Raw genomic sequence first — 19,787 nt, 5'->3', positions numbered from 1 at the left:
TATGCCAAAACGTCATGACTTAGAAAGCATATTAATACTAGGCGCTGGTCCCATCGTTATTGGGCAGGCCTGTGAATTCGACTACTCCGGTGCACAGGCTTGCAAGGCACTGCGCGAGGAGGGTTATCGAGTCATATTGGTTAATTCAAATCCTGCGACCATTATGACTGACCCATCGATGGCCGATGCGACCTATATCGAGCCGGTGGAGTGGCAGACAGTAGCCCGTATCATCGAGCGAGAGCGACCCGATGCCATCTTGCCGACTATGGGTGGGCAAACAGCGCTAAATTGCGCCCTAAAATTGGCTGCCGAGGGTGTGCTGAATAAGTACGGCGTAGAGATGATCGGTGCCAGTAAGGATGCGATCGATAAGGCGGAAGATCGAGAGCTGTTCGATCAGGCAATGAAGCGGATTGGTTTGGAGACGCCCCGGGCCTCTACCGTGCATTCCATGGATGAGGCCTTCAAAGTTTTGGGCGACCTTGGCTTTCCCTGCATTATTCGGCCGTCTTTTACGATGGGTGGGTCCGGTGGAGGTATTGCCTACAATCGTGATGAGTTTGAGGCCATCTGCCAGCGTGGTTTTGACCTGTCCCCAACAAATGAATTGCTCATCGACGAATCGCTGATTGGCTGGAAAGAGTACGAAATGGAGGTGGTGCGAGATCGTAAAGATAACTGCATCATTATTTGTTCGATTGAAAATTTCGATGCCATGGGAGTGCACACTGGCGACTCGATTACGGTTGCCCCTGCTCAGACCCTGACGGATAAAGAGTATCAGGTGATGCGTGATGCTTCTCTCGCCGTCTTGCGAGAAATCGGAGTGGAGACTGGCGGCTCAAATGTTCAGTTCGGCCTGTGCCCCGATACCGGTCGTATGGTGGTCATTGAGATGAACCCGCGGGTCTCCAGGTCATCTGCTTTGGCCTCTAAGGCAACCGGGTTCCCCATCGCTAAGGTGGCGGCAAAGCTCGCCGTGGGTTACACACTTGATGAGCTCGAAAACGAGATTACCGGGGGCGCCACGCCGGCATCCTTTGAGCCGTCGATAGATTATGTGGTTACCAAAATTCCACGCTTCGCCTTTGAAAAATTTGCGACCGCCGATGCACGGCTGACCACGCAAATGAAATCTGTGGGTGAGGTGATGGCTATCGGCCGCACCTTTCAAGAGTCCGTGCAAAAAGCCCTTCGTGGCTTAGAGGTGGGTTCATCGGGCTTTGAATCACAAATAACCGTCACCGATGCCGATACCCGTGCTGAGCTTATCGATGCGCTAACCAATCCTTGCGCAGAGAGGATTTGGTTTGTAGCCGATGCTTTTCGTTCCGATTTCTCCCTCGAGGAGGTCGCCGGTTACTCGGGCATTGATCCTTGGTTCCTAGTGCAAATTGAAGATCTGGTAGCAGCCGAAGCCCATTTAGTGGGTAGGGCGCTGAGTAGTTTGACTTACGCCGAACTCAGAGTGCTCAAGCGCAAGGGTTTCTCTGATGCTCGGTTAGCGGTTTTGTTGGCAACCTCTGAAGCAGAGGTGCGCGACTACCGCCATAGTCTTAACTTACGTCCAGTGTATAAGCGGGTAGATACCTGCGCTGCAGAGTTCGCGACTTCGACCGCTTACATGTACTCGACTTACGAGGAAGAGTGTGAGGCCGCAACCAGCGACCGTCGCAAAATTGTGGTGCTTGGCGGTGGCCCTAACCGTATTGGTCAGGGAATTGAGTTCGACTATTGCTGCGTCCATGCCGCCCTCGCTATGCGTGAGGACGGTTATGAAACCATCATGGTTAACTGTAATCCCGAGACCGTGTCGACAGATTACGACACGTCGGATCGCCTCTATTTTGAGCCGGTAACCCTTGAAGACGTTCTGGAAATTGTTGATTTAGAAAAGCCGGAGGGTGTGATCGTCCAGTTTGGTGGGCAGACACCTCTGAAGCTGGCAAGGGCTCTGGAAAGCGCGGGAGTGCCTATTATTGGTACAACCCCCGATCAGATTGATCGCGCTGAAGATCGTGAGCGCTTCCAGCATATGATCCAGAAATTGGGGTTGCGGCAACCCGAAAATACGACAGTACGCAGCGTTGATGAGGCGATTGCAGCGGCAGCAGCGATTGGGTATCCACTGGTAGTGCGTCCGTCCTATGTGCTCGGTGGCCGGGCTATGGAGATTGTTTACCGGGAAGAAGATTTGTTGCGCTACATGCGTGATGCGGTGCGAGTCTCTGAGGACTCACCGGTGTTGCTCGATAGCTTTCTCAGTGCTGCTATCGAGGTAGACATCGATGCCGTGAGCGATGGTGATTCAGTCGTCATCGGAGCCATCATGCAGCACATCGAGCAGGCTGGCGTGCACTCTGGTGACTCTGCCTGTTCACTGCCACCTTACAGCCTCGATGCTGAAGTCCAAGACCAAATGCGGGATGTGGTCCGAGCAATGGCCATTGAGCTTGGAGTGTGCGGGCTCATGAATGTTCAGCTCGCTTACCAAGATAATGAAATCTACGTTATTGAAGTTAATCCCCGGGCATCCAGAACGGTTCCCTTCGTCTCTAAAGCCGTGGGCATATCCCTGGCGAAGATAGCGTCGCGCTGCATGGCGGGTCAGTCACTGGCTGAACAAGGCGTGACTCGGGAAGTGGTGCCGCCTTACTTCGCGGTGAAAGAAGCGGTACTGCCTTTCAACAAGTTCCCCGGTATTGATCCTATTTTGGGTCCGGAAATGAAGTCGACGGGTGAGGTGATGGGGACTGGAGACACCTTTGCCGCGGCATTTGCCAGAGCACAGCTTGGAGCTGGAGACGTGCCACCCCAGTCGGGTCTAGCACTTTTTAGTGTGCGGGATGTTGATAAACCAGCTGCTGTTGATGTAGCTAGACGACTGGTGGACCGCGGCTTTACTCTTGCTGCTACGGGTGGCACCGCGAAGGCACTGGAATCGGCAGGTTTGCAAGTCCGTCGAATTAATAAGGTTCGAGAGGGTCGACCCCACATCGTTGATCTGATAAAAAATGACGAGGCCAGCTTGGTGGTGAATACCACCGAGGGCCGAACGGCAATACAGGACTCTGCTCCAATCCGTGCCAGCGCCGAGCAGCACCGGGTTTTTTATACCACGACATTAGCGGCAGCAGAGGCAGTCTGCATGGCGCTGGAGCAGGAAACCGATATTTCTGTGAGAAGGTTGCAGGATTTACACGAGAGCATCACCGCATGAACAAAGTGCCCATGACCCTTGTTGGAGAGCAATCCCTTCGAGAGGAGCTAGACCGACTGAAGCGCGAAGATCGTCCGCGTATTATTCAGGCCATTGCTGAGGCGCGTGAGCATGGTGATTTGAAGGAGAATGCCGAGTACCACGCGGCGAGGGAGCAGCAGAGTTTTGCCGAAGGTCGTATTCAGGATATCGAGCACAAACTGTCTCATGCCCAAGTTATTGATGTCAGTGCAATTCCCAATTCAGGGAAGGTTATTTTTGGGACGACGGTTGATCTCATTAATACAGAGAACGACAGCGCCGTGACCTATCGAATCGTGGGAGAGGATGAAGCCGATGTTAAGGCAAACCTGATCTCTGTGAGCTCTCCTATTGCGAGGGCCTTGGTGGGCAAGAGTGAGGGTGATGAGGTCGTGGTGAAGGCCCCCAGCGGGGATATTTATTACGAAATCGAGCGTGTACAGCACATTTGAAGTGGTCTTGATTTGAATCTGCGCTCCTTTCCCGATAGCCTGTATTGATTCTCTTTCTCATTAAGTGCTTCTTATGAATAATGCGCCCGCTGCTAAAGCACTTTGGGACCTGCGCCCCGGAGACGCTGCCATGGTTACCGGTTTTGGCGATGGGTTGCCGGTGTCGTACCAAGGGCGCGTCATGGAGTTTGGTTTTCAGCCCGGTGCCCGCGTCCATTGCTTACTAAACCCGGGCTTCGGTGCTCCTAGGGTGTACAGCATCAGTAATTCGGTATTTTCTCTGGACAAGGAAATTGCGGCGGCTGTGTTTGTGTCGACCGGTGATACCGCGGAAGCTAAATCGTGAAGCAGGTACTGTTGCTGGGCAGCCCTAATTCAGGGAAAAGCTCGCTTTTTAATCGCCTGACAGGTTTGAGTCAGCGGGTCGCCAATTATCCGGGCATAACTGTCGATGTGGCTAGTGGCCCCATGGTGAGTTTGCCTGACATAGAGCTCGTTGATTTTCCTGGCACTTATTCACTGGAGCCTATTTCAGGTGAAGAAGCCATCGCTGTGAGCTTTCTCAATGAGGCGCTTGCAGACGATAAGGTTAGTCATGTGCTCTGTGTTGCAGATGCAACGCGGCTTGAGAAATGCATGCATTTCATTCTGCAGGTGATTAGAGAGTGCCAGCATCACCAAAAGCCGGTCACCGTGTTGGCCAACATGTGTGATGTGATCAGGGATAACCAGCTTGAATTTGATGCTGCTGGGCTCGCAACGGCTTTGGGTGTGCCGGTGATTTCAGTGTCGGCCCGGGAAAGCTTGGGTTTTGAGACCCTTATTGATGGTCTTAAAGAGACTTCCGCGCCACAAGCCACGGTAAGTCGTAATTGGCGTGAAACGCCTAACGAAATTTTGCGGGGATCAGCGCAGCAACTGGCTCAAAAATTTAGCCCAAAGGGCGATGTGCTGATTCACTCACAGCTTAGGCTGGACCGCTTTTTTCTGAGCTCAGCACTGGGTGGTTTGGCGTTTTTCTTCATTATGTTTCTGTTCTTTCAGTCGATTTTTACGTGGTCGGCCCCGGTGATGGACGCGGTTGAGTCTCTGGTCTCCGGCCTCGGTCAGGTGGTGGTTCCTCTCATCCCCAACAAAATGATGGCTGATTTTGTGGCCGACGCATTGTTTGGTGGTGTCGGCGCCTTCTTAGTGTTCGTGCCGCAGATCTTCGTGTTGACCTTGGTTATTGGCATTATGGAGGATTCAGGCTATCTCGCTAGAGCGGCACTTATCTGTCACCGACCGCTGAGGATATTCGGCCTGACGGGTAAAAGTTTTATACCGCTGTTGTCGGGGGTTGCCTGCGCGATTCCAGCTATTTACGCCGCGAGATCAGTCGATTCTCCCCGACAAAGAATGATGACGTATTTGGCGATTCCTCTAATGCCATGCTCGGCACGATTGCCGGTTTATGCGCTTTTGATTGCCACGTTTATCCCGAGTGATACCGTTTTATTGGGCCTTGTGGGGTGGCAGGGATTGGCGCTGTTTGCGATCTATTTTTTCGGGATGTTTGTAGCGCTAATGGTGACAGGTTTTGTCAGTAAGGCGTCTAAGAGCCAGCAAGCAGAGCAACCCTTCGTACTTGAATTGCCACCATACCGTCTGCCAACGGCTAAGCCGTTGTTGCGTAATGCCTGGAATCGCTGTCAGCAGTTTGTGACTCAGGCAGGCAAGATCATTGTTGCGGTGACGATGGTGGTGTGGGTGCTGGGTTATTTTCCAAATGGCGGGGCCGATTTAGGTCAGTCGTGGCTGGGAACCTTAGGACATTTTGTCGAACCGATCTTTTCACCTTTGGGGCTGGATTGGCGTTACGGGATCGCAATTCTCACCAGCTTTCTGGCCCGAGAGGTCTTTGTGGGCACCTTAGGGACCATTTTTGGTATCGAGGGGTCAGAGGAAAATATGCTGCCGCTGGTTGATCACATTCAGGCGAGCGGTTTGCCATTGGGTTCTGGTATCGCACTGTTGGTCTTTTTTGCGGTTGCCCTGCAATGCGTTTCTACTGTGGTTATCCTCGCCCGTGAGGGCTCAGCGCGCCTAGCTCTTAGCATGCTCGTGAGTTACCTCGTAGGGGCTTACCTTCTGTCACTGTTGGTCTTTCAGTTGGTGAGCGTACTGTTTTAGGCATATTTATTTGCCGTTTACAGCACAGCCCTACAAGCGGAGGTCGCAGGTAGCAGTTCGATGCGTCGCTACAAGGCCCGTTGCAGATTTGATTTTCGAGGGTCGGCTTGTGGATTACGGCGCAGCAGGGTTGCGGTATTGCCAATGCGTTGCACAAGTTCCGCGCGGGTTGTTTGGCACAGTTGTTCGATCATGGCGTCTCGAAGGTCGCGGTCACCAACGGCTATTTTAATTTTGATAAGTTCGTGGTCGCCCAGCGCCCGATCCACCTCTGCCAACACGTTTTCATTCAAGCCATTTCCGCCGACTCGCACAACGGGATTTAGTTTGTGGGCAATGGCACGATATTGCCGAAGAAGCTTATTGCTCAGTGAGGTTTTTGGGGATTTGCGCTCGCTTTCCATCGTGGTCATCTATACTCAGGGCCGTGTAGTGTACGACAGACCATGATAAGAGTCCCCCACCTATGGTTAAGAAACGTTCTTCGAGTCGGGCGTGGCTAAAAGAGCATCGCGAAGACCTCTATGTACAACGTGCAATAAAAGAGGGCTATCGTTCGCGCGCCTGCTATAAGCTGAAAGAAATCAACGATCGTGATCGAGTTATCAAGCCGGGCATGACGGTCTTGGATCTGGGTGCGGCTCCCGGTGGATGGTCGCAAGTCGCCGTCGAGATGGTGGGCGCACGTGGGCGCGTCGTTGCCAGTGACATTCTGCCAATGGACAGCCTTGCGGATGTGGAGTTTCTGCTTGGTGACTTTACGGAGGAGGCCGTGTTCGAAGCCTTACAGGTCTTATTGGGCGAGCGCCCGGTCGACGTTGTTTTGTCCGATATGGCGCCAAATATGAGTGGCGTTACCGCTGTGGATCAACCTCGATCCATGTATTTGGTTGAATTGGCGTTAGATTTAGCAACGCATACCCTCATACAGGGAGGGACGTTCGTGACTAAAATTTTTCAGGGTGAGGGATTTGAGGCGGTTTTGGGAACCGCTAGGCAGCATTTTGATCGTGTTTTGACGCGCAAGCCCGAGGCTTCTCGCCCCAGATCTCGAGAGGTTTATTTGGTGGCCACCGGCTTTAAAGGCCAGTAATAAAACAGCTCCTAGCGCTGTAGGGGTGATTATTCCGCGTAAATTGCAGGTTTTTGACCCCCAAAGGGGCTTGAAATCTAGTCGTGGCGCACCAACGTAAAGCCTTTATACTGGCATGCTGCACGTGTCTCAGATTTTGGAGTGAGGGAAAAATTTTGAACAACATGGCGAAAAATTTGCTTTTGTGGCTGGTAATTGCCGCAGTCTTGCTCTCTGTATTTAATAACTTCAGTATGCAGGGCGCCAGCGAGCAGGTGGGTTACTCCAGCTTTATCGAGGAAATTAACAACGATCGAATCCGCAAGGTGGTCGTGGACGGGCTCACAATTAGTGCGGAACGCTACGACGGCTCAACCTTTGAAACGATTCGACCCATGGTTGAAGATCCAAAGCTTATGGATGACCTGCTCACGCACAGTGTGGAGGTTGAGGGCAGGAAGCCAGAGCAGCAAAGCGTCTGGACACAGCTGCTGGTTGCGAGTTTCCCCATCCTCATTATTATCGCCGTGTTTATGTTTTTTATGCGCCAGATGCAAGGTGGAGGCGGTGGCCGAGGCGGCCCCATGAGCTTCGGCAAAAGCAAAGCCAAGCTGTTGGGTGAAGACCAGATAACAACGACGTTTGCTGATGTGGCTGGGGTCGATGAGGCCAAGGAAGACGTGCAAGAGTTGGTGGAATACCTTCGGGATCCCAGCCGCTTCCAGAAGTTAGGTGGCAGGATTCCTCGAGGTATTTTGATGGTCGGGCAGCCCGGAACGGGTAAGACGCTACTGGCCAAGGCCATTGCGGGAGAGGCCAAGGTCCCCTTCTTCTCAATTTCGGGTTCGGATTTTGTCGAAATGTTTGTTGGCGTCGGCGCCTCTCGAGTTCGCGACATGTTTGAGCAGGCTAAAAAGCAGTCGCCCTGCATTATTTTCATCGACGAGATCGATGCCGTTGGCCGTCACCGTGGCGCGGGCTTGGGGGGCGGACACGACGAGCGTGAGCAAACACTCAACCAATTGCTCGTGGAGATGGACGGTTTTGAAGTTAACGATGGTGTCATTGTTATTGCCGCCACCAACCGGCCAGATGTGTTGGATCCAGCGTTATTGCGTCCGGGGCGATTTGATCGTCAGGTGGTTGTAGGCTTACCGGATATACGGGGCAGAGAGCACATTTTAAAGGTGCACATGCGCAAGGTGCCCCTAGGCGAGGATGTCGATCCGTCGAAAATTGCTAGAGGAACCCCCGGATTCTCGGGTGCGGATCTTGCCAACCTGGTGAACGAGGCAGCCCTTTTTGCCGCACGCTCTGGCGTGCGCATGGTAGGTATGCAGCAGTTCGAACTGGCTAAGGACAAAATTATGATGGGCGCAGAGCGGCGCTCCATGGTCATGTCAGAAAAGGAAAAACTGAATACGGCATACCACGAGGCGGGGCATGCGATTGTGGGGCGTTTAATGCCCGAGCATGATCCGGTGTACAAGGTTTCTATAATTCCTCGTGGTCGAGCACTGGGTGTCACCATGTTCCTGCCTGAGGAAGATCGATACAGTCACAGCCGACGACATATTGTGAGTCAAATCACCAGTTTGTTTGGTGGTCGTGTTGCCGAGGAAATGACGTTGGGTCCAGAGGGAATTACAACAGGGGCCTCTAACGACATTCAGCGGGCAACGGAGATTGCTCGAAATATGGTCACTAAGTGGGGCCTCTCGCCGAAGATGGGTCCGTTGATGTATGACGAAGGTGGCGAAGAAGTATTCTTGGGTCGCAGCGCCGGTCAGCCGGCTAAAGCCATGTCAGACGATACTGCGCGCGCGATAGATCAGGAGGTGAGAACGATCATTGATGAATGCTATCAAGGCGCGCATCAAATCCTCGAGGAAAATCGCAAAAAGCTCGATGTAATGGCTGAGGCACTGATGCAGTACGAGACCATCGATGCCGAGCAGATTGACGATATTATGAACGACATCACCCCCCGCCCGCCTGCGGATTGGGGTGATTCCGGAGGCAGTCAATCAGATGGCGGTGGCGCCTCTTCGTCCACCGACTCCGTGGGGCCTATTGGTGATCCCGCTGGAGAGCATTAATCGTCTAATACCATGAAGAAACCGGGCTATGGGCCCACACGGCTAGTGTGCCCTGGCCGGGAATTTTCCTTGAGTCGTCCCTTGGTCATGGGAATTCTCAACGTCACTCCCGATTCATTTTCAGACGGTGGAGCACTGTTTAGCGCTTCAAGCCTAAACCTGGACGCCCTCTGCCGAGTTGCTGAAACCATGGTGGTTGCTGGTGCCTCGTTTCTCGATATCGGTGGCGAATCCACACGTCCCGGTGCACTGCCGGTCTCCGAGCAGGAGGAGATGGATCGAGTCCTTGGCGCAATAACCTGCGTTAAGAGCCACTTCGATGTTGAAATCTCATTAGACTCTAGTTCTCCTAATGTCATGCTCGCCGGCGCGGCGGCAGGGGTCGGCTTGATTAATGATGTCCGGGCACTGGGTCGAGATGGCGCTGTGGAAGCCGCGGCTAAGACGGGCTTACCTATTTGCTTGATGCATATGCAAGGGGATCCGCTCACGATGCAGCAGGGCCCTAAATATATAGATGTGGTGTTAGAGGTTACTGAGTTTCTCGAGCAGCGTGCAGCACTTTGTAGTGCTGCAGGTATCCCTCGTGAGCGCTTGATTTTTGACCCAGGTTTTGGCTTTGGAAAATCCCCTGAGCACAATTTCAGTTTGCTAAAACGTCTACCTGAGGTGACAGCCTTGGGGCAGCCTGTTCTGGTAGGGTTATCCCGGAAGTCCATGATAGCCTCGGTGATTGAACGCGATACGACGCAGCGTATGCCCGCGAGTTTGGCGTTGGCCGTGTTGGCAATGACTGGCGGCGCTCAAATTTTACGGGTGCACGATGTGGGTGAGACAATGGATGCTGTCGCTATGATGACCGCCTTTGCAGAGGCCTCACTATGAGTAAAAAGTATTTCGGTACCGATGGCATTCGCGGTCGCGTCGGCGTGGCGCCTATCACTCCAGAATTTATGCTGCGGCTGGGATGGGCTTGTGGTCGGGTATTCTCGGAGCGACTAGGAGAGAAAGTCTCGGTTATTATTGGCAAGGACACCCGAGTTTCAGGTTATATGTTCGAGTCTGCGCTTGAAGCGGGTCTCGTTGCTGCGGGAGCCAACGTAAAGCTGTTAGGTCCATTGCCTACGCCTGCCATTGCTATGATGACTCGCAGTCAGAATGCGGCAGTGGGCATCGTTATCAGCGCTTCCCATAACCCTTATTATGACAATGGGATTAAGTTTTTTTCGGGTCTTGGTGCAAAGCTATCTGACGAACTTGAACTGGCGATCGAAGCAGCGCTTGAAGGTCCCATCCAAACAGTAGATTCGGCACAACTGGGCAAGGCGACACGGCTAAACGACGCCGCGGGTCGGTATGTTGAATTCTGCAAAGCGACGTTACCTCGGCAATACACCCTCAAAGGCTTAAACATTGTTCTCGATTGTGCCCATGGCGCGACGTATAACGTTGCCCCTCCTGTATTTCGTGAGTTGGGTGCCAATGTCACGGTGATTGGCGCCGATCCGAATGGTTTTAATATCAACGAAGGCGTTGGTTCAACGGCAACCGAATTGCTCAGTCAGCAGGTAGTCGGGACCAGCGCAGACTTCGGAGTAGCTTTTGATGGGGATGGCGATCGTGTTCTCTTCATTGATGCTGATGGGTCTCTGGTTGATGGTGATGCTTTACTTTATGTTCTTGCGATGCAGCGACTCGCGGTCGGACAATCGGATCCGGGTGTTGTGGGCACACAGATGTCGAATATGGGTCTGGAAATTGCCCTAGGGGAACACGGTGTTCAGCTAGCTAGAACGAAAGTAGGTGATCGTTACGTCCGAGAGCGTATGGCTGCCGAGGGTTGGCAGCTAGGCGGAGAGTCGTCTGGGCACCTGATTTGTGGTGACGTCACCACAACGGGTGATGGCATTGTAGCCGCACTGCAGGTGATCAAGGCTATTGTCGCCAGTGGTCGGACCCTGTCGGACTTACTCTCGGGTATGAAACGCTTGCCCCAGGTTATGATCAATGTGCCGCTGCCAGAGACCGACCTTGATCTGGCAGGAGACAACCCGGTGTCTGCTGTTTGTCGAGAAGTAGAAAATGTTTTGGAAGGTCGGGGAAGGCTCTTGTTACGTCCGTCAGGGACTGAGCCCGTTATCAGAGTCATGATCGAAGGTGATGACGCCGCAGAAATCCAAGGGCTAGCCGAACAGGTCGCCGGTGTCATTCGCAGCGCTTGATATCGGTTGTTCGGGTCTGAGGAGCTTGCGGTCGCGAGGGCCTTCCGCTATCCTCGCGCGCCTGATCTGGCTGGAGCAAATCTGATGGCGGGACTAGTCATCGCCAATTGGAAAATGCACGGCAGCCTCGAGTTGATCGCAGAATTTGCACAGGAGTGGCGCGAGCTGCCTCAGTTGTCAGGCGTCAACGTGGTCCTTTGTCCGCCTGCGCCGTATTTGGGCGTTGTCAGCGAGGCAGTGGAGGGCATTGTACTGGGTGCCCAGAACTCTGCCGATCGGGTTGAGGGTGCGCTCACTGGTGAGGTGTCAAGTCAAATGCTCAGTGAACTCGGGTGTGGCTATGTGATAATTGGGCACTCAGAGCGGCGGTCACTTTTTAGCGAGACAGACGCTCAGGTCGCGGTGAAAGCTCAGTTGGCCATTGCTCAAGGGTTACACGCGGTGGTTTGTGTTGGAGAAACCTTAGAGCACCGCGATGCGGATCAGCAAGACAAGGTTGTCTCGGAGCAGCTTCTGGGCTCGTTGGCAGAGGTGCCGTGGGAAAAATTAGTCGTAGCGTACGAACCCGTTTGGGCAATCGGCACAGGACGTACGGCAACTCCGGCGCAGGCTGAGGCCATGCACGGGGTGATAAAAGGTTGCTTGCGGGGCCATTTTGGTGACGCTGGCGCGGACATCCCTGTTATTTATGGGGGCAGCGTGAAGCCTGAAAATGCAGGTGTGCTCTTTGAGTGCGATAATATTGACGGAGCTCTCGTTGGGGGAGCTTCTTTGAATGCCAATAGCTTTTGGCACATTGCCAGCGCAGCAAGCGCTGGGAGGGCGTAGTGGAACAGATTATTTTGGTGGTACACCTGCTGGTGGCCTTGGGCATAATTGGTCTCATAATGATGCAGCAGGGCAAAGGCTCTGACATAGGCGCATCCTTTGGTGCCGGCGGCTCTCAGACACTGCTTGGCAGCGTGGGTAGTGCGAATGTGCTGACAAAATTAACAGCTTGGTTGGTGGCCGCTTTTTTTGCCAGTAGTTTTGGCTTGGCAATGCTTGCTGACAGTCGGACCGCTGGTGAAGATGATTTGGGGTTCGAGTTACCTATGGAGGCTGTGGAAGCTGCACCTGTGCAGTCTTTTGAAAGCGACCTGCCTGTCGGCGACATCCCGGAAACGGCTTTTGAGAGCGATGGGTCTGATTTTCCCTCGCTAGATTCAGCAGAAGGCGATGTTATTGACTCGGGGCAGGATTTACCCGAGGGTTAAGAAAATGCGGGAGTGGTGGAATTGGTAGACACGCTATCTTGAGGGGGTAGTGGCCTATGGCTGTGCGGGTTCAAGTCCCGCCTTCCGCACCAACACAAAAAAGACCCCATGTGGGTCTTTTTTTTGTTTATTTAGAAACACGATTTAAACCTTATTTGTCTTACTGCATAGAAGGGGGGTGATCTATGGCAGGTAACCTGTCCAACAGGTTCTTTGGGGATTAGTCTGCAGTTCTGAGGCTTGCAAACCAAAGGTCTGAGCTTTTTTTGGACGAGGCTAGATTTTGAGTCGAAACCCTAGGCCTTTCTGTGGTGGCTGAGGGACTTTTTCTCGCACTTTGAGCCTCCGTCTTTTTATCGCAATTAATCAAGTGCTGAGTTGACGTTAAGGTGGCGCATCCCTATACTCCAGCGCCTCTGCTTAGTGGGTTTGGCTCGCTAAGGTGGCAACCAAAGGTAACGCGGATATTGACGGCGTTCCTCACAGGGGTGGTCACAACAGGTTTTGATGCGGGGTGGAGCAGCCTGGTAGCTCGTCGGGCTCATAACCCGAAGGTCGTCGGTTCAAATCCGGCCCCCGCTACCAAATCGATGGCAGCCATTGCTCAGGCAGCCATCACGTTTAAGCCCCTGTTTGGGGCTTTTTTGTATCCGCTGAAAACACACTTGAGATGCAACGTGTATGTCAGGAAAGGAATCGCGATTGTCGGAGTTACTGACGCCCACGGTGGAATCTTTGGGGTTCGAGCTATGGGGTCTAGAGCTTTTGTCGCCCAATCGGCGCCCGACACTTCGACTCTTTATCGAAGCGGAAACGGGTGTCAGTGTTGATGACTGCGCCAAGGTAAGCCGACATGTTGGCGGCGTGCTCGATGTGGAGGATCCGATATCAGGGGATTACACCCTAGAGGTGTCTTCTCCCGGGATAGACCGGCTTTTGTTCAAAGTCGAGCAGTATGCGCTCTATATTAACGAGCCGATTGAAGTGAAGCTGCGATTTCCTTTTGAGGGTAGGCGTCGCTTTCGGGGTTGGTTGATGGGTGTAGAGGGTGAGGACGTGGTAGTGCGTGTAGAAGATCACGATTATCTTCTTCCGCTTAAACAAATTGATAGAGCACGAGTGCAGCCTAGGTTGGATACTGGTGGGAAAAAAACAAAGTCGCCGGAAAAATCCGGACAGTAATTCAAGAGAGCAACAAGGGCACCTAGCGTAACGGGTCGCTGCGAGGAATACGATGAGTAAAGAAATATTGATGGTTGCGGAGGCAGTCTCCGCAGAAAAAGGTGTTTCGGAAGATATTATTTTCGAAGCTATCGAATTGGCACTTGCGACGGCGGCGAAAAAACGCTTCGACGAAGAGTCCGATATCGAAGTGGTGATCGATCGGGAGAGCGGTGAATATCAAACTCGCAGGCGTTGGCTGGTGGTCCCTGACACGGAACTGGCTTTGCTGGGGACGCAGTTCACCACTGAGGAAGCCGCAGAAGCTGATGCGAATTTGCAAGTCGGCGATGTACACGAGGAAATTATTGAAAATGCAGACTTTGGACGCATCGCAGCACAGACGGCCAAGCAGGTTATCGTGCAGCGAGTGCGTGACGCCGAGCGGGCGCAAATCGTCGATCTATATCGGGATCGTATCGGCGAGCTTCTCGCCGGGATCGTCAAAAAAGTCACTCGCGATAATGTGATCGTTGACTTGGGCAACAATGCTGAGGGGTTACTGCCTCGGGGAGAGTTAGTTGGCAGAGAGACGTTCCGCATTAACGATCGGGTGCGTGCAATCTTGAGTGAAATTAATACCGAGTCTCGAGGACCTCAACTGGTTATGTCGAGAGCTTGCCGTGAAATGCTGACCGAGCTCTTTAAAATTGAGGTACCGGAGATTTCAGAAGGCGTTATCCAGATCCGTGCTGCAGCGCGGGATCCGGGATCTCGGGCTAAAATTGCGGTGAAAACTGGAGATCAACGTATCGACCCTGTTGGCGCCTGCGTTGGTATGCGAGGTTCACGTGTCCAAGCTGTTTCCAATGAGCTCGATAACGAACGCGTAGATATCATTCTCTGGGATGACAATCCCGCTCAGCTAGTCATTAACGCTATGTCTCCAGCGGAAGTAGAGTCGATTGTTGTTGATGAAGACAGCAACACGATGGAAGTCGCCGTCGCGGAAGACAATTTGGCCCAGGCTATTGGCCGTGGTGGACAAAATGTCCGTCTCGCTTCAGACCTCACCGGGTGGACGATCAACGTAATGAGCACTGACGAAGCGGTTGAGCGTCAGGAAGCAGAGGCCGTTGAAATCATAGAAACCTTTATGAATGCTCTCGATGTCGATGAAGATGTGGCTGTGGTGCTGGTTGAAGAGGGCTTCACAACTCTTGATGAGGTGGCCTATGTACCCCTTGAGGAAATGATGGGTATCGAAGGCTTCGATGAGGCAATATCTGAAGAGCTTCGCGCTCGTGCCAAAGATGCGCTGTTAACCATGGCCATTGCGACTGAAGAAAAGCTGGATGTTGAGCCTGCGGAAGACCTTCTCACTATGGAAGGTATGGAGCGTCACCTCGCATTTGTACTCGCCAGTCGAGGCGTAGTAACAATGGAAGACCTCGCCGAGCAAGGCGTTGATGATTTGATGGACATAGAAGACATGACCGAAGAGCGAGCGGGAGAGTTGATTATGACCGCTCGAGCACCTTGGTTTGCGGAGGAGGAAGCCTGATTTTTATCGGGTTAAATCCATATCAACCAAGTCTGACGGATCAGGAGTAATACATGGCACAGACAGTAGAACAGCTAGCCGAGACGGTGGGTGCCTCCGTCGAGAGATTGCTGTCGCAAATGAAAGAGGCGGGATTGTCGCACTCGGCTGCAGAAGAAGAGGTGTCAGAGGAGGATAAGCAAACCCTCCTGGCTGCCTTAAAGCGCAGCCATGGCGAGGGTGAAGCTGCGCCTCGCAAAATAACGCTGAAACGCAAACAGCTCAGCACGTTGCGAACGGGCGGTGGCGGAAAGCGCACGGTCAATGTCGAGGTTCGTAAAAAACGCACCTACGTGAAGCGCGACGAGCAAGAAGAAGTTACTGGGGAAGAGCTCGAAGCAGCCGCCACTGCCGTGGAAGGCGCCAAAGACCCCTCCGGTACCGCTGACGGCGTTGCTGAAACAGCGCTTCATGCTTCCGAGTCGTTGACAGAGACCACCGCTTCGATAGAAGGCGAGGAGGCTGCCCTCGAAAGCACTGCTAGCTCAGATGCTATCGAGCCGGAGTCAGAGGGCGCTGTTGAGACTGTTGCCCCCGTTGAGCTAGAGGACGAGGATTTATCAAACCTTGATCCAGAAGTATTACGCCAGCGCGCTACTGCCCGTCGCAAGGCTGAAGAAGAACAGCGTAAACAGGCCCTAGAGGCCGCTGCTGAAGAGCGTAAAAAGGAAGAACAACGCAAGGTCGATGAGGATAAGCTTCGGCAGGCAGAGGCAACCAAACGGTCAGCTGCGCCTAGCGAACCCGATGCTGATCGCAAGCCAAAGCGCATGCATGATGCGCCCGCAAGTCGTACAACCCGAGAAGATACCGACCGCAAGAAATCCGGCCGTGGGCGCCTAGCGAGAACCTCAATTGCGGGCGCTAGAGGCAAGCAGCGTGGTCACAATCTGTCGATGAGTGATATCGAAGCCGCCGAGGGAGGCGCCGGGCGCCGCCGTGGTGGCCGCCGCAAGAAAGGCCATGAAGAGCACAGCAAGCACGGGTTTGCCCAGCCAACAGAAAAAATTGTTTACGACGTTAATGTTCCCGAGAACATCTCCGTTGGTGAGCTCGCGCAACAAATGGCGGTAAAAGCGGGTGTGGTCATTAAAGAGTTAATGCGATTGGGTGTTATGGCCACGATCAATCAGATGGTCGATCAGGATACCGCGTCGCTAGTTATTGAAGAGCTGGGCCATAAAGTTAAGTTGGTCAGTGAAGACGAGCTCGAAGATAAGCTCGAAGAGGCCATTGCCAATCAAGAGGGAACGCTTACACCGCGTGCTCCTGTTGTGACGGTGATGGGCCACGTCGATCACGGCAAGACGTCATTGCTTGACTACATTCGTGAAACCAAGGTGGCCAGCGGTGAGGCAGGTGGGATTACGCAGCATATCGGTGCGTATCACGTGCAGACAGGGCAGGGAATGATTACCTTCCTTGATACCCCCGGACACGCTGCCTTTACGTCCATGCGTGCTCGTGGTGCTCGATCAACTGACATTGTGATTCTGGTGGTTGCTGCCGATGACGGCGTAATGCCGCAGACTGAAGAAGCGATACAGCACGCCCGCGCCGCAGAAGTGCCTTTGGTCGTGGCGGTCAACAAAATTGACAAAGAAGCCGCGGATCCCGATCGGGTGAAGAACGAGCTTGCGGCAAAGGACGTCATTCCAGAGGATTGGGGTGGTGATACACAGTTTATCGAGGTGTCGGCTCAAACCGGCCAAGGTATTGACGCACTGCTAGATGCACTACTGCTGCAGTCTGAACTGTTAGAGCTACAGGCACCTAGAGACACCGCTGGGCAAGGAATCGTCATTGAATCCCGCCTTGATAAGGGTCGTGGTTCAGTCGCCTCTCTGCTGGTTCAGCAGGGCACCCTTCGTCAGGGGGATATCGTTCTTGCAGGACTACAGTATGGCCGCGTGCGAGCGATGTTGGACGAGTCCTCGCAGCCGATTGACGACGCGGGCCCTAGTATCCCTGTAGAAATTTTGGGGCTAGATGGTACGCCAGATGCTGGCGACTCCTTTGTGGTTGTCGAAAGCGAAAAACGAGCTCGCGAGATCGCTGAGAGCCGCTCTGAGAAGTTGCGCACGAACCGATTGGCACGCCAGCAGGCAGCCAAGCTCGATAATATGTTCGAATCTATGACTGCCGGTGAGCGCAAAGTCTTGAACCTCGTTGTAAAGGCTGACGTGCGAGGATCTCTTGAGGCCCTCCAGGGTGCCCTGGCAGATCTTGGCAATGATGAGGTCAAGGTCAATGTAGTCGCTAGCGGTGTAGGTGGGTTGACCGAGTCTGATGTCAGTCTCGCGCTGACCTCTGAAGCGATTATGTTCGGTTTCAATGTCCGAGCCGATTCGGGTGCGCGTCGTCTTGCCGAGCAAGAAGGCGTCGAAGTCCGGTACTACAAAGTGATCTACGACTTGATCGACGACGTCAGATCCGCGCTTAGTGGTTTGTTGTCCCCAGAGCTCCGCGAGGAAATTATTGGCATTGCTGAGGTCCGAGATGTGTTCCGGTCACCGAAGTTTGGCCAGATCGCTGGCTGTATGGTGACCGAAGGCACGGTATATCGCTCCAAGCCGATTCGCGTACTTCGGGACAATATTGTTATCTACGAGGGTGAGCTCGAATCGCTGAGACGCTTCAAAGATGACGCCAGCGAGGTCCGTAATGGTGTTGAGTGTGGTATCGGGGTGAAGAACTACACCGATGTTAAAGTGGGCGACCTCATTGAAGTCTTTGACGTCAACGAGATCGCACGAACACTCTGATCGCCAGTGCCTAAAGACTATAGCAGGACACAGCGTATTGGGGATTCTTTGCAGCAGGAGCTTGCTCGACTGCTGCAATTTACTCTCAGCGATCCGCGATTGAAAATGGTGAGCGTGACTGGCGTTGATGTCAGTCGTGACCTTTCTCATGCGAAAGTGTTTTTTACCCAAATGGGGGTCGATGACGCTGAAGCAGCCGCGGTGACAACGTCCACTTTAGATCGTGCCAGTGGCTTTCTTAGATCTGAGATTGCGAGGACTGCAACGTTGCGCACGGTACCCAAGCTGCGCTTTTGCTTTGATGAAAGTGTGGGGCGTGGTCGTGATATGGAGGCTCTCATTCGCGATGTGCGTGCTGCAGATATCGAGCTAGGAGCCGACTCAGATAGCACCGAGGAACAATAACGGTGGGGCGGCGCCGGCGGGGTCGTGCCGTCAACGGTATTTTAATTCTCGATAAGCCTCTGGGCCTCACCTCTAACGCCGCTCTGCAAAGATGTAAACGCCTATACGATGCTGCTAAAGCCGGCCACACCGGCAGTTTGGATCCATTAGCCACTGGTGTGCTGCCCCTGTGCTTTGGTGAGGCCACGAAGTTTTCACAGTTTGTACTCGATGCCGATAAGGCTTATACCAGCACCTTTGTGCTTGGCGTTGGTACCGATACCTTAGATGTCGAGGGCGACATCATCGCTCAGGAAGACGCCTCGTTTATCGATGTCAGTGCTGTGAAGCGGGCTGTAACAGGCCTGACCGGTGATATCGAGCAGGTGCCGCCCATGTACTCTGCAATAAAGCGCAATGGGCAGCCGCTGTATAAGTTGGCTAGAAAGGGTGTTGAGGTGGAGCGTGCCTCGCGTCCTGTGAGTATTCATGAGTTTGAATGCTTGGCGTTTCGCCCCGGTGTGGCCGCTGAGGTTGATGTGGCGATCCGCTGTTCCAAAGGAACTTACATTCGTAGCCTGGCGGAATCGTTGGGTGAAAAAGTGGGGCTCCCGGCCCACGTTAGCGCTCTGCGTCGCACAATGGCGGGCCCTTACGCTTTGCACGAGGCTATTCCTCTAGCAGGCCTAGAGGAGCTCGCGGTAAACGGAGTGGAGGGCTTGGACGACTGTCTGCGCCCAATGGATGGGCCGCTGTCTAATTTGCCCTCAGTAAGCTTAGTTGAGTCCTCTACTTTTTACCTACAAAGAGGCCAGCCGGTGCTGGTGCCAAATGCCCCTAAAAATGGTACACTCAGGCTTTATGCGGCAGACAAACGCTTTATTGGCATCGGTGAAGTACTCGATGACGGGCGTGTCGCACCCAAAAGACTTGTGAACGACTCCTAAGTTTCTCGTAAGAGTATCTACGCAAGAACGGATTTCATAACGGACCTGTCTGTAAGCCTGCACGGACAGAGCCCGATCATACAAGCAGGTTGGAGAAGAGAACTATGGCTTTAGATGCAGCCACAAAGGCCCAAATTGTCACCGACTACAAGCAGTCAGAAGGCGATACGGGTTCCCCAGAAGTGCAAGTAGCACTGCTCACAGCAAACATTGAACAGTTGCAATCCCACTTCAAAGAGCACGCACAGGATCACCATTCTCGGCGTGGCCTTATTCGTATGGTCAACCAGCGACGTAAACTGCTGGATTACTTGAAAAGCAAAGACACAGCGCGCTACGCAAATTTGATTAAGCGTCTCGGTCTGCGTCGGTAAAGACCATTTTCTTGGCCGGCCAACGCCGGCCTTTTT

17 protein-coding genes and 2 tRNA genes are annotated in these 19,787 nt (G+C 53.3%); 18 read left to right on the top strand and 1 reads right to left on the bottom strand.

Annotated features, from left to right (window positions below; genetic code table 11):
• Position 1 precedes the first annotated feature (1 nt).
• The 4 genes from carB (at position 2) to feoB (ending at position 5,868) form a co-directional block, all read left to right on the top strand.
• A complete protein-coding gene (carB, locus tag ACMAY6_RS12705) occupies positions 2–3,223 on the top strand; it encodes a carbamoyl-phosphate synthase large subunit (RefSeq protein ID WP_435212364.1) in 3,222 nt (1,073 codons plus the stop codon).
• On the top strand, positions 3,220–3,696 hold the full coding sequence (gene greA / locus ACMAY6_RS12700) for a transcription elongation factor GreA (RefSeq protein WP_435212362.1): 477 nt from the start codon (positions 3,220–3,222) through the stop codon (positions 3,694–3,696). The genes carB and greA overlap by 4 nt, the downstream gene beginning before the upstream one ends.
• A gap of 73 nt (positions 3,697–3,769) precedes the next feature.
• Positions 3,770–4,042 (top strand): FeoA family protein, encoded by a 273-nt coding sequence (locus ACMAY6_RS12695; RefSeq protein ID WP_435212360.1) that lies wholly within the window; start codon positions 3,770–3,772, stop codon positions 4,040–4,042.
• The gene (gene feoB, locus ACMAY6_RS12690) at positions 4,039–5,868 is read left to right on the top strand and encodes a ferrous iron transporter B (protein ID WP_435212359.1); all 1,830 of its coding nucleotides are present in this window, start codon (positions 4,039–4,041) and stop codon (positions 5,866–5,868) included. Before ACMAY6_RS12695 ends, feoB begins: the two co-directional genes overlap by 4 nt.
• 68 nt (positions 5,869–5,936) lie before the next feature.
• Here the strand turns inward: feoB and yhbY are convergent, their stop codons facing one another.
• On the bottom strand, positions 5,937–6,272 hold the full coding sequence (yhbY, locus tag ACMAY6_RS12685; protein WP_435216033.1) for a ribosome assembly RNA-binding protein YhbY: 336 nt from the start codon (positions 6,270–6,272) through the stop codon (positions 5,937–5,939).
• Between the two features lie 62 nt (positions 6,273–6,334).
• On the opposite strand from yhbY, the gene rlmE reads away from it, so the two are divergent.
• The 14 genes from rlmE to rpsO all read left to right on the top strand — a co-directional run bounded on the left by rlmE (position 6,335) and on the right by rpsO (position 19,751).
• Positions 6,335–6,961: a 23S rRNA (uridine(2552)-2'-O)-methyltransferase RlmE gene (rlmE, locus tag ACMAY6_RS12680; RefSeq protein ID WP_435212357.1), complete on the top strand. Its 627-nt coding sequence runs from the start codon at positions 6,335–6,337 to the stop codon at positions 6,959–6,961.
• Positions 6,962–7,125: 164 nt separating this feature from the next.
• Positions 7,126–9,039: an ATP-dependent zinc metalloprotease FtsH gene (gene ftsH / locus ACMAY6_RS12675; RefSeq protein WP_435212355.1), complete on the top strand. Its 1,914-nt coding sequence runs from the start codon at positions 7,126–7,128 to the stop codon at positions 9,037–9,039.
• 69 nt (positions 9,040–9,108) lie between these two features.
• Entirely contained in the window at positions 9,109–9,924 is an 816-nt protein-coding gene (gene folP / locus ACMAY6_RS12670; RefSeq protein ID WP_435212354.1) for a dihydropteroate synthase, read from the top strand.
• Positions 9,921–11,261, top strand: coding sequence for a phosphoglucosamine mutase (glmM, locus tag ACMAY6_RS12665; protein WP_435212352.1), 1,341 nt, complete (start codon positions 9,921–9,923; stop codon positions 11,259–11,261). Before folP ends, glmM begins: the two co-directional genes overlap by 4 nt.
• A gap of 84 nt (positions 11,262–11,345) precedes the next feature.
• Positions 11,346–12,089, top strand: a complete 744-nt coding sequence (gene tpiA / locus ACMAY6_RS12660; protein ID WP_435212350.1) for a triose-phosphate isomerase — start codon at positions 11,346–11,348, stop codon at positions 12,087–12,089.
• Positions 12,089–12,517: a preprotein translocase subunit SecG gene (gene secG / locus ACMAY6_RS12655; RefSeq protein ID WP_435212348.1), complete on the top strand. Its 429-nt coding sequence runs from the start codon at positions 12,089–12,091 to the stop codon at positions 12,515–12,517. Before tpiA ends, secG begins: the two co-directional genes overlap by 1 nt.
• Positions 12,518–12,523: 6 nt before the next feature.
• Positions 12,524–12,609: transfer RNA gene (locus ACMAY6_RS12650), tRNA-Leu, on the top strand.
• Between the two features lie 416 nt (positions 12,610–13,025).
• Positions 13,026–13,102: transfer RNA gene (locus ACMAY6_RS12645), tRNA-Met, on the top strand.
• A 96-nt stretch (positions 13,103–13,198) separates the two neighbouring features.
• The gene (gene rimP / locus ACMAY6_RS12640) at positions 13,199–13,699 is read left to right on the top strand and encodes a ribosome maturation factor RimP (RefSeq protein WP_435212346.1); all 501 of its coding nucleotides are present in this window, start codon (positions 13,199–13,201) and stop codon (positions 13,697–13,699) included.
• Positions 13,700–13,751: 52 nt separating this feature from the next.
• A complete protein-coding gene (gene nusA / locus ACMAY6_RS12635) occupies positions 13,752–15,242 on the top strand; it encodes a transcription termination factor NusA (RefSeq protein WP_435212344.1) in 1,491 nt (496 codons plus the stop codon).
• A 53-nt stretch (positions 15,243–15,295) separates the two neighbouring features.
• On the top strand, positions 15,296–18,046 hold the full coding sequence (gene infB / locus ACMAY6_RS12630; RefSeq protein ID WP_435212342.1) for a translation initiation factor IF-2: 2,751 nt from the start codon (positions 15,296–15,298) through the stop codon (positions 18,044–18,046).
• Positions 18,047–18,052: 6 nt separating this feature from the next.
• Entirely contained in the window at positions 18,053–18,451 is a 399-nt protein-coding gene (gene rbfA / locus ACMAY6_RS12625; protein WP_435212340.1) for a 30S ribosome-binding factor RbfA, read from the top strand.
• Positions 18,452–18,453: 2 nt separating this feature from the next.
• A complete protein-coding gene (gene truB / locus ACMAY6_RS12620) occupies positions 18,454–19,377 on the top strand; it encodes a tRNA pseudouridine(55) synthase TruB (protein WP_435212338.1) in 924 nt (307 codons plus the stop codon).
• Between the two features lie 104 nt (positions 19,378–19,481).
• Positions 19,482–19,751, top strand: coding sequence for a 30S ribosomal protein S15 (gene rpsO, locus ACMAY6_RS12615; protein WP_007234967.1), 270 nt, complete (start codon positions 19,482–19,484; stop codon positions 19,749–19,751).
• Positions 19,752–19,787 lie beyond the last annotated feature (36 nt).

It is taken from the genome of Luminiphilus sp. nBUS_16 (assembly GCF_051201645.1).
In the GTDB taxonomy this organism is placed as follows: Bacteria; Pseudomonadota; Gammaproteobacteria; order Pseudomonadales; family Halieaceae; genus Luminiphilus.
The sequence above is the reverse complement of the archived record's forward strand: the minus strand, read 5'-3'. Positions and strand labels throughout refer to the sequence as shown.

Coding starts and splice junctions, on each gene's coding strand:
- carB (WP_435212364.1), top strand. CDS start 2: ATGCCAAAACGTCATGACTTAGAAAGCATATTAATACTAGGCGCTGGT.
- greA (WP_435212362.1), top strand. CDS start 3,220: ATGAACAAAGTGCCCATGACCCTTGTTGGAGAGCAATCCCTTCGAGAG.
- ACMAY6_RS12695 (WP_435212360.1), top strand. CDS start 3,770: ATGAATAATGCGCCCGCTGCTAAAGCACTTTGGGACCTGCGCCCCGGA.
- yhbY (WP_435216033.1), bottom strand. CDS start 6,272: ATGGAAAGCGAGCGCAAATCCCCAAAAACCTCACTGAGCAATAAGCTT.
- rlmE (WP_435212357.1), top strand. CDS start 6,335: ATGGTTAAGAAACGTTCTTCGAGTCGGGCGTGGCTAAAAGAGCATCGC.
- ftsH (WP_435212355.1), top strand. CDS start 7,126: ATGGCGAAAAATTTGCTTTTGTGGCTGGTAATTGCCGCAGTCTTGCTC.
- glmM (WP_435212352.1), top strand. CDS start 9,921: ATGAGTAAAAAGTATTTCGGTACCGATGGCATTCGCGGTCGCGTCGGC.
- tpiA (WP_435212350.1), top strand. CDS start 11,346: ATGGCGGGACTAGTCATCGCCAATTGGAAAATGCACGGCAGCCTCGAG.
- rimP (WP_435212346.1), top strand. CDS start 13,199: ATGTCAGGAAAGGAATCGCGATTGTCGGAGTTACTGACGCCCACGGTG.
- nusA (WP_435212344.1), top strand. CDS start 13,752: ATGAGTAAAGAAATATTGATGGTTGCGGAGGCAGTCTCCGCAGAAAAA.
- infB (WP_435212342.1), top strand. CDS start 15,296: ATGGCACAGACAGTAGAACAGCTAGCCGAGACGGTGGGTGCCTCCGTC.
- rpsO (WP_007234967.1), top strand. CDS start 19,482: ATGGCTTTAGATGCAGCCACAAAGGCCCAAATTGTCACCGACTACAAG.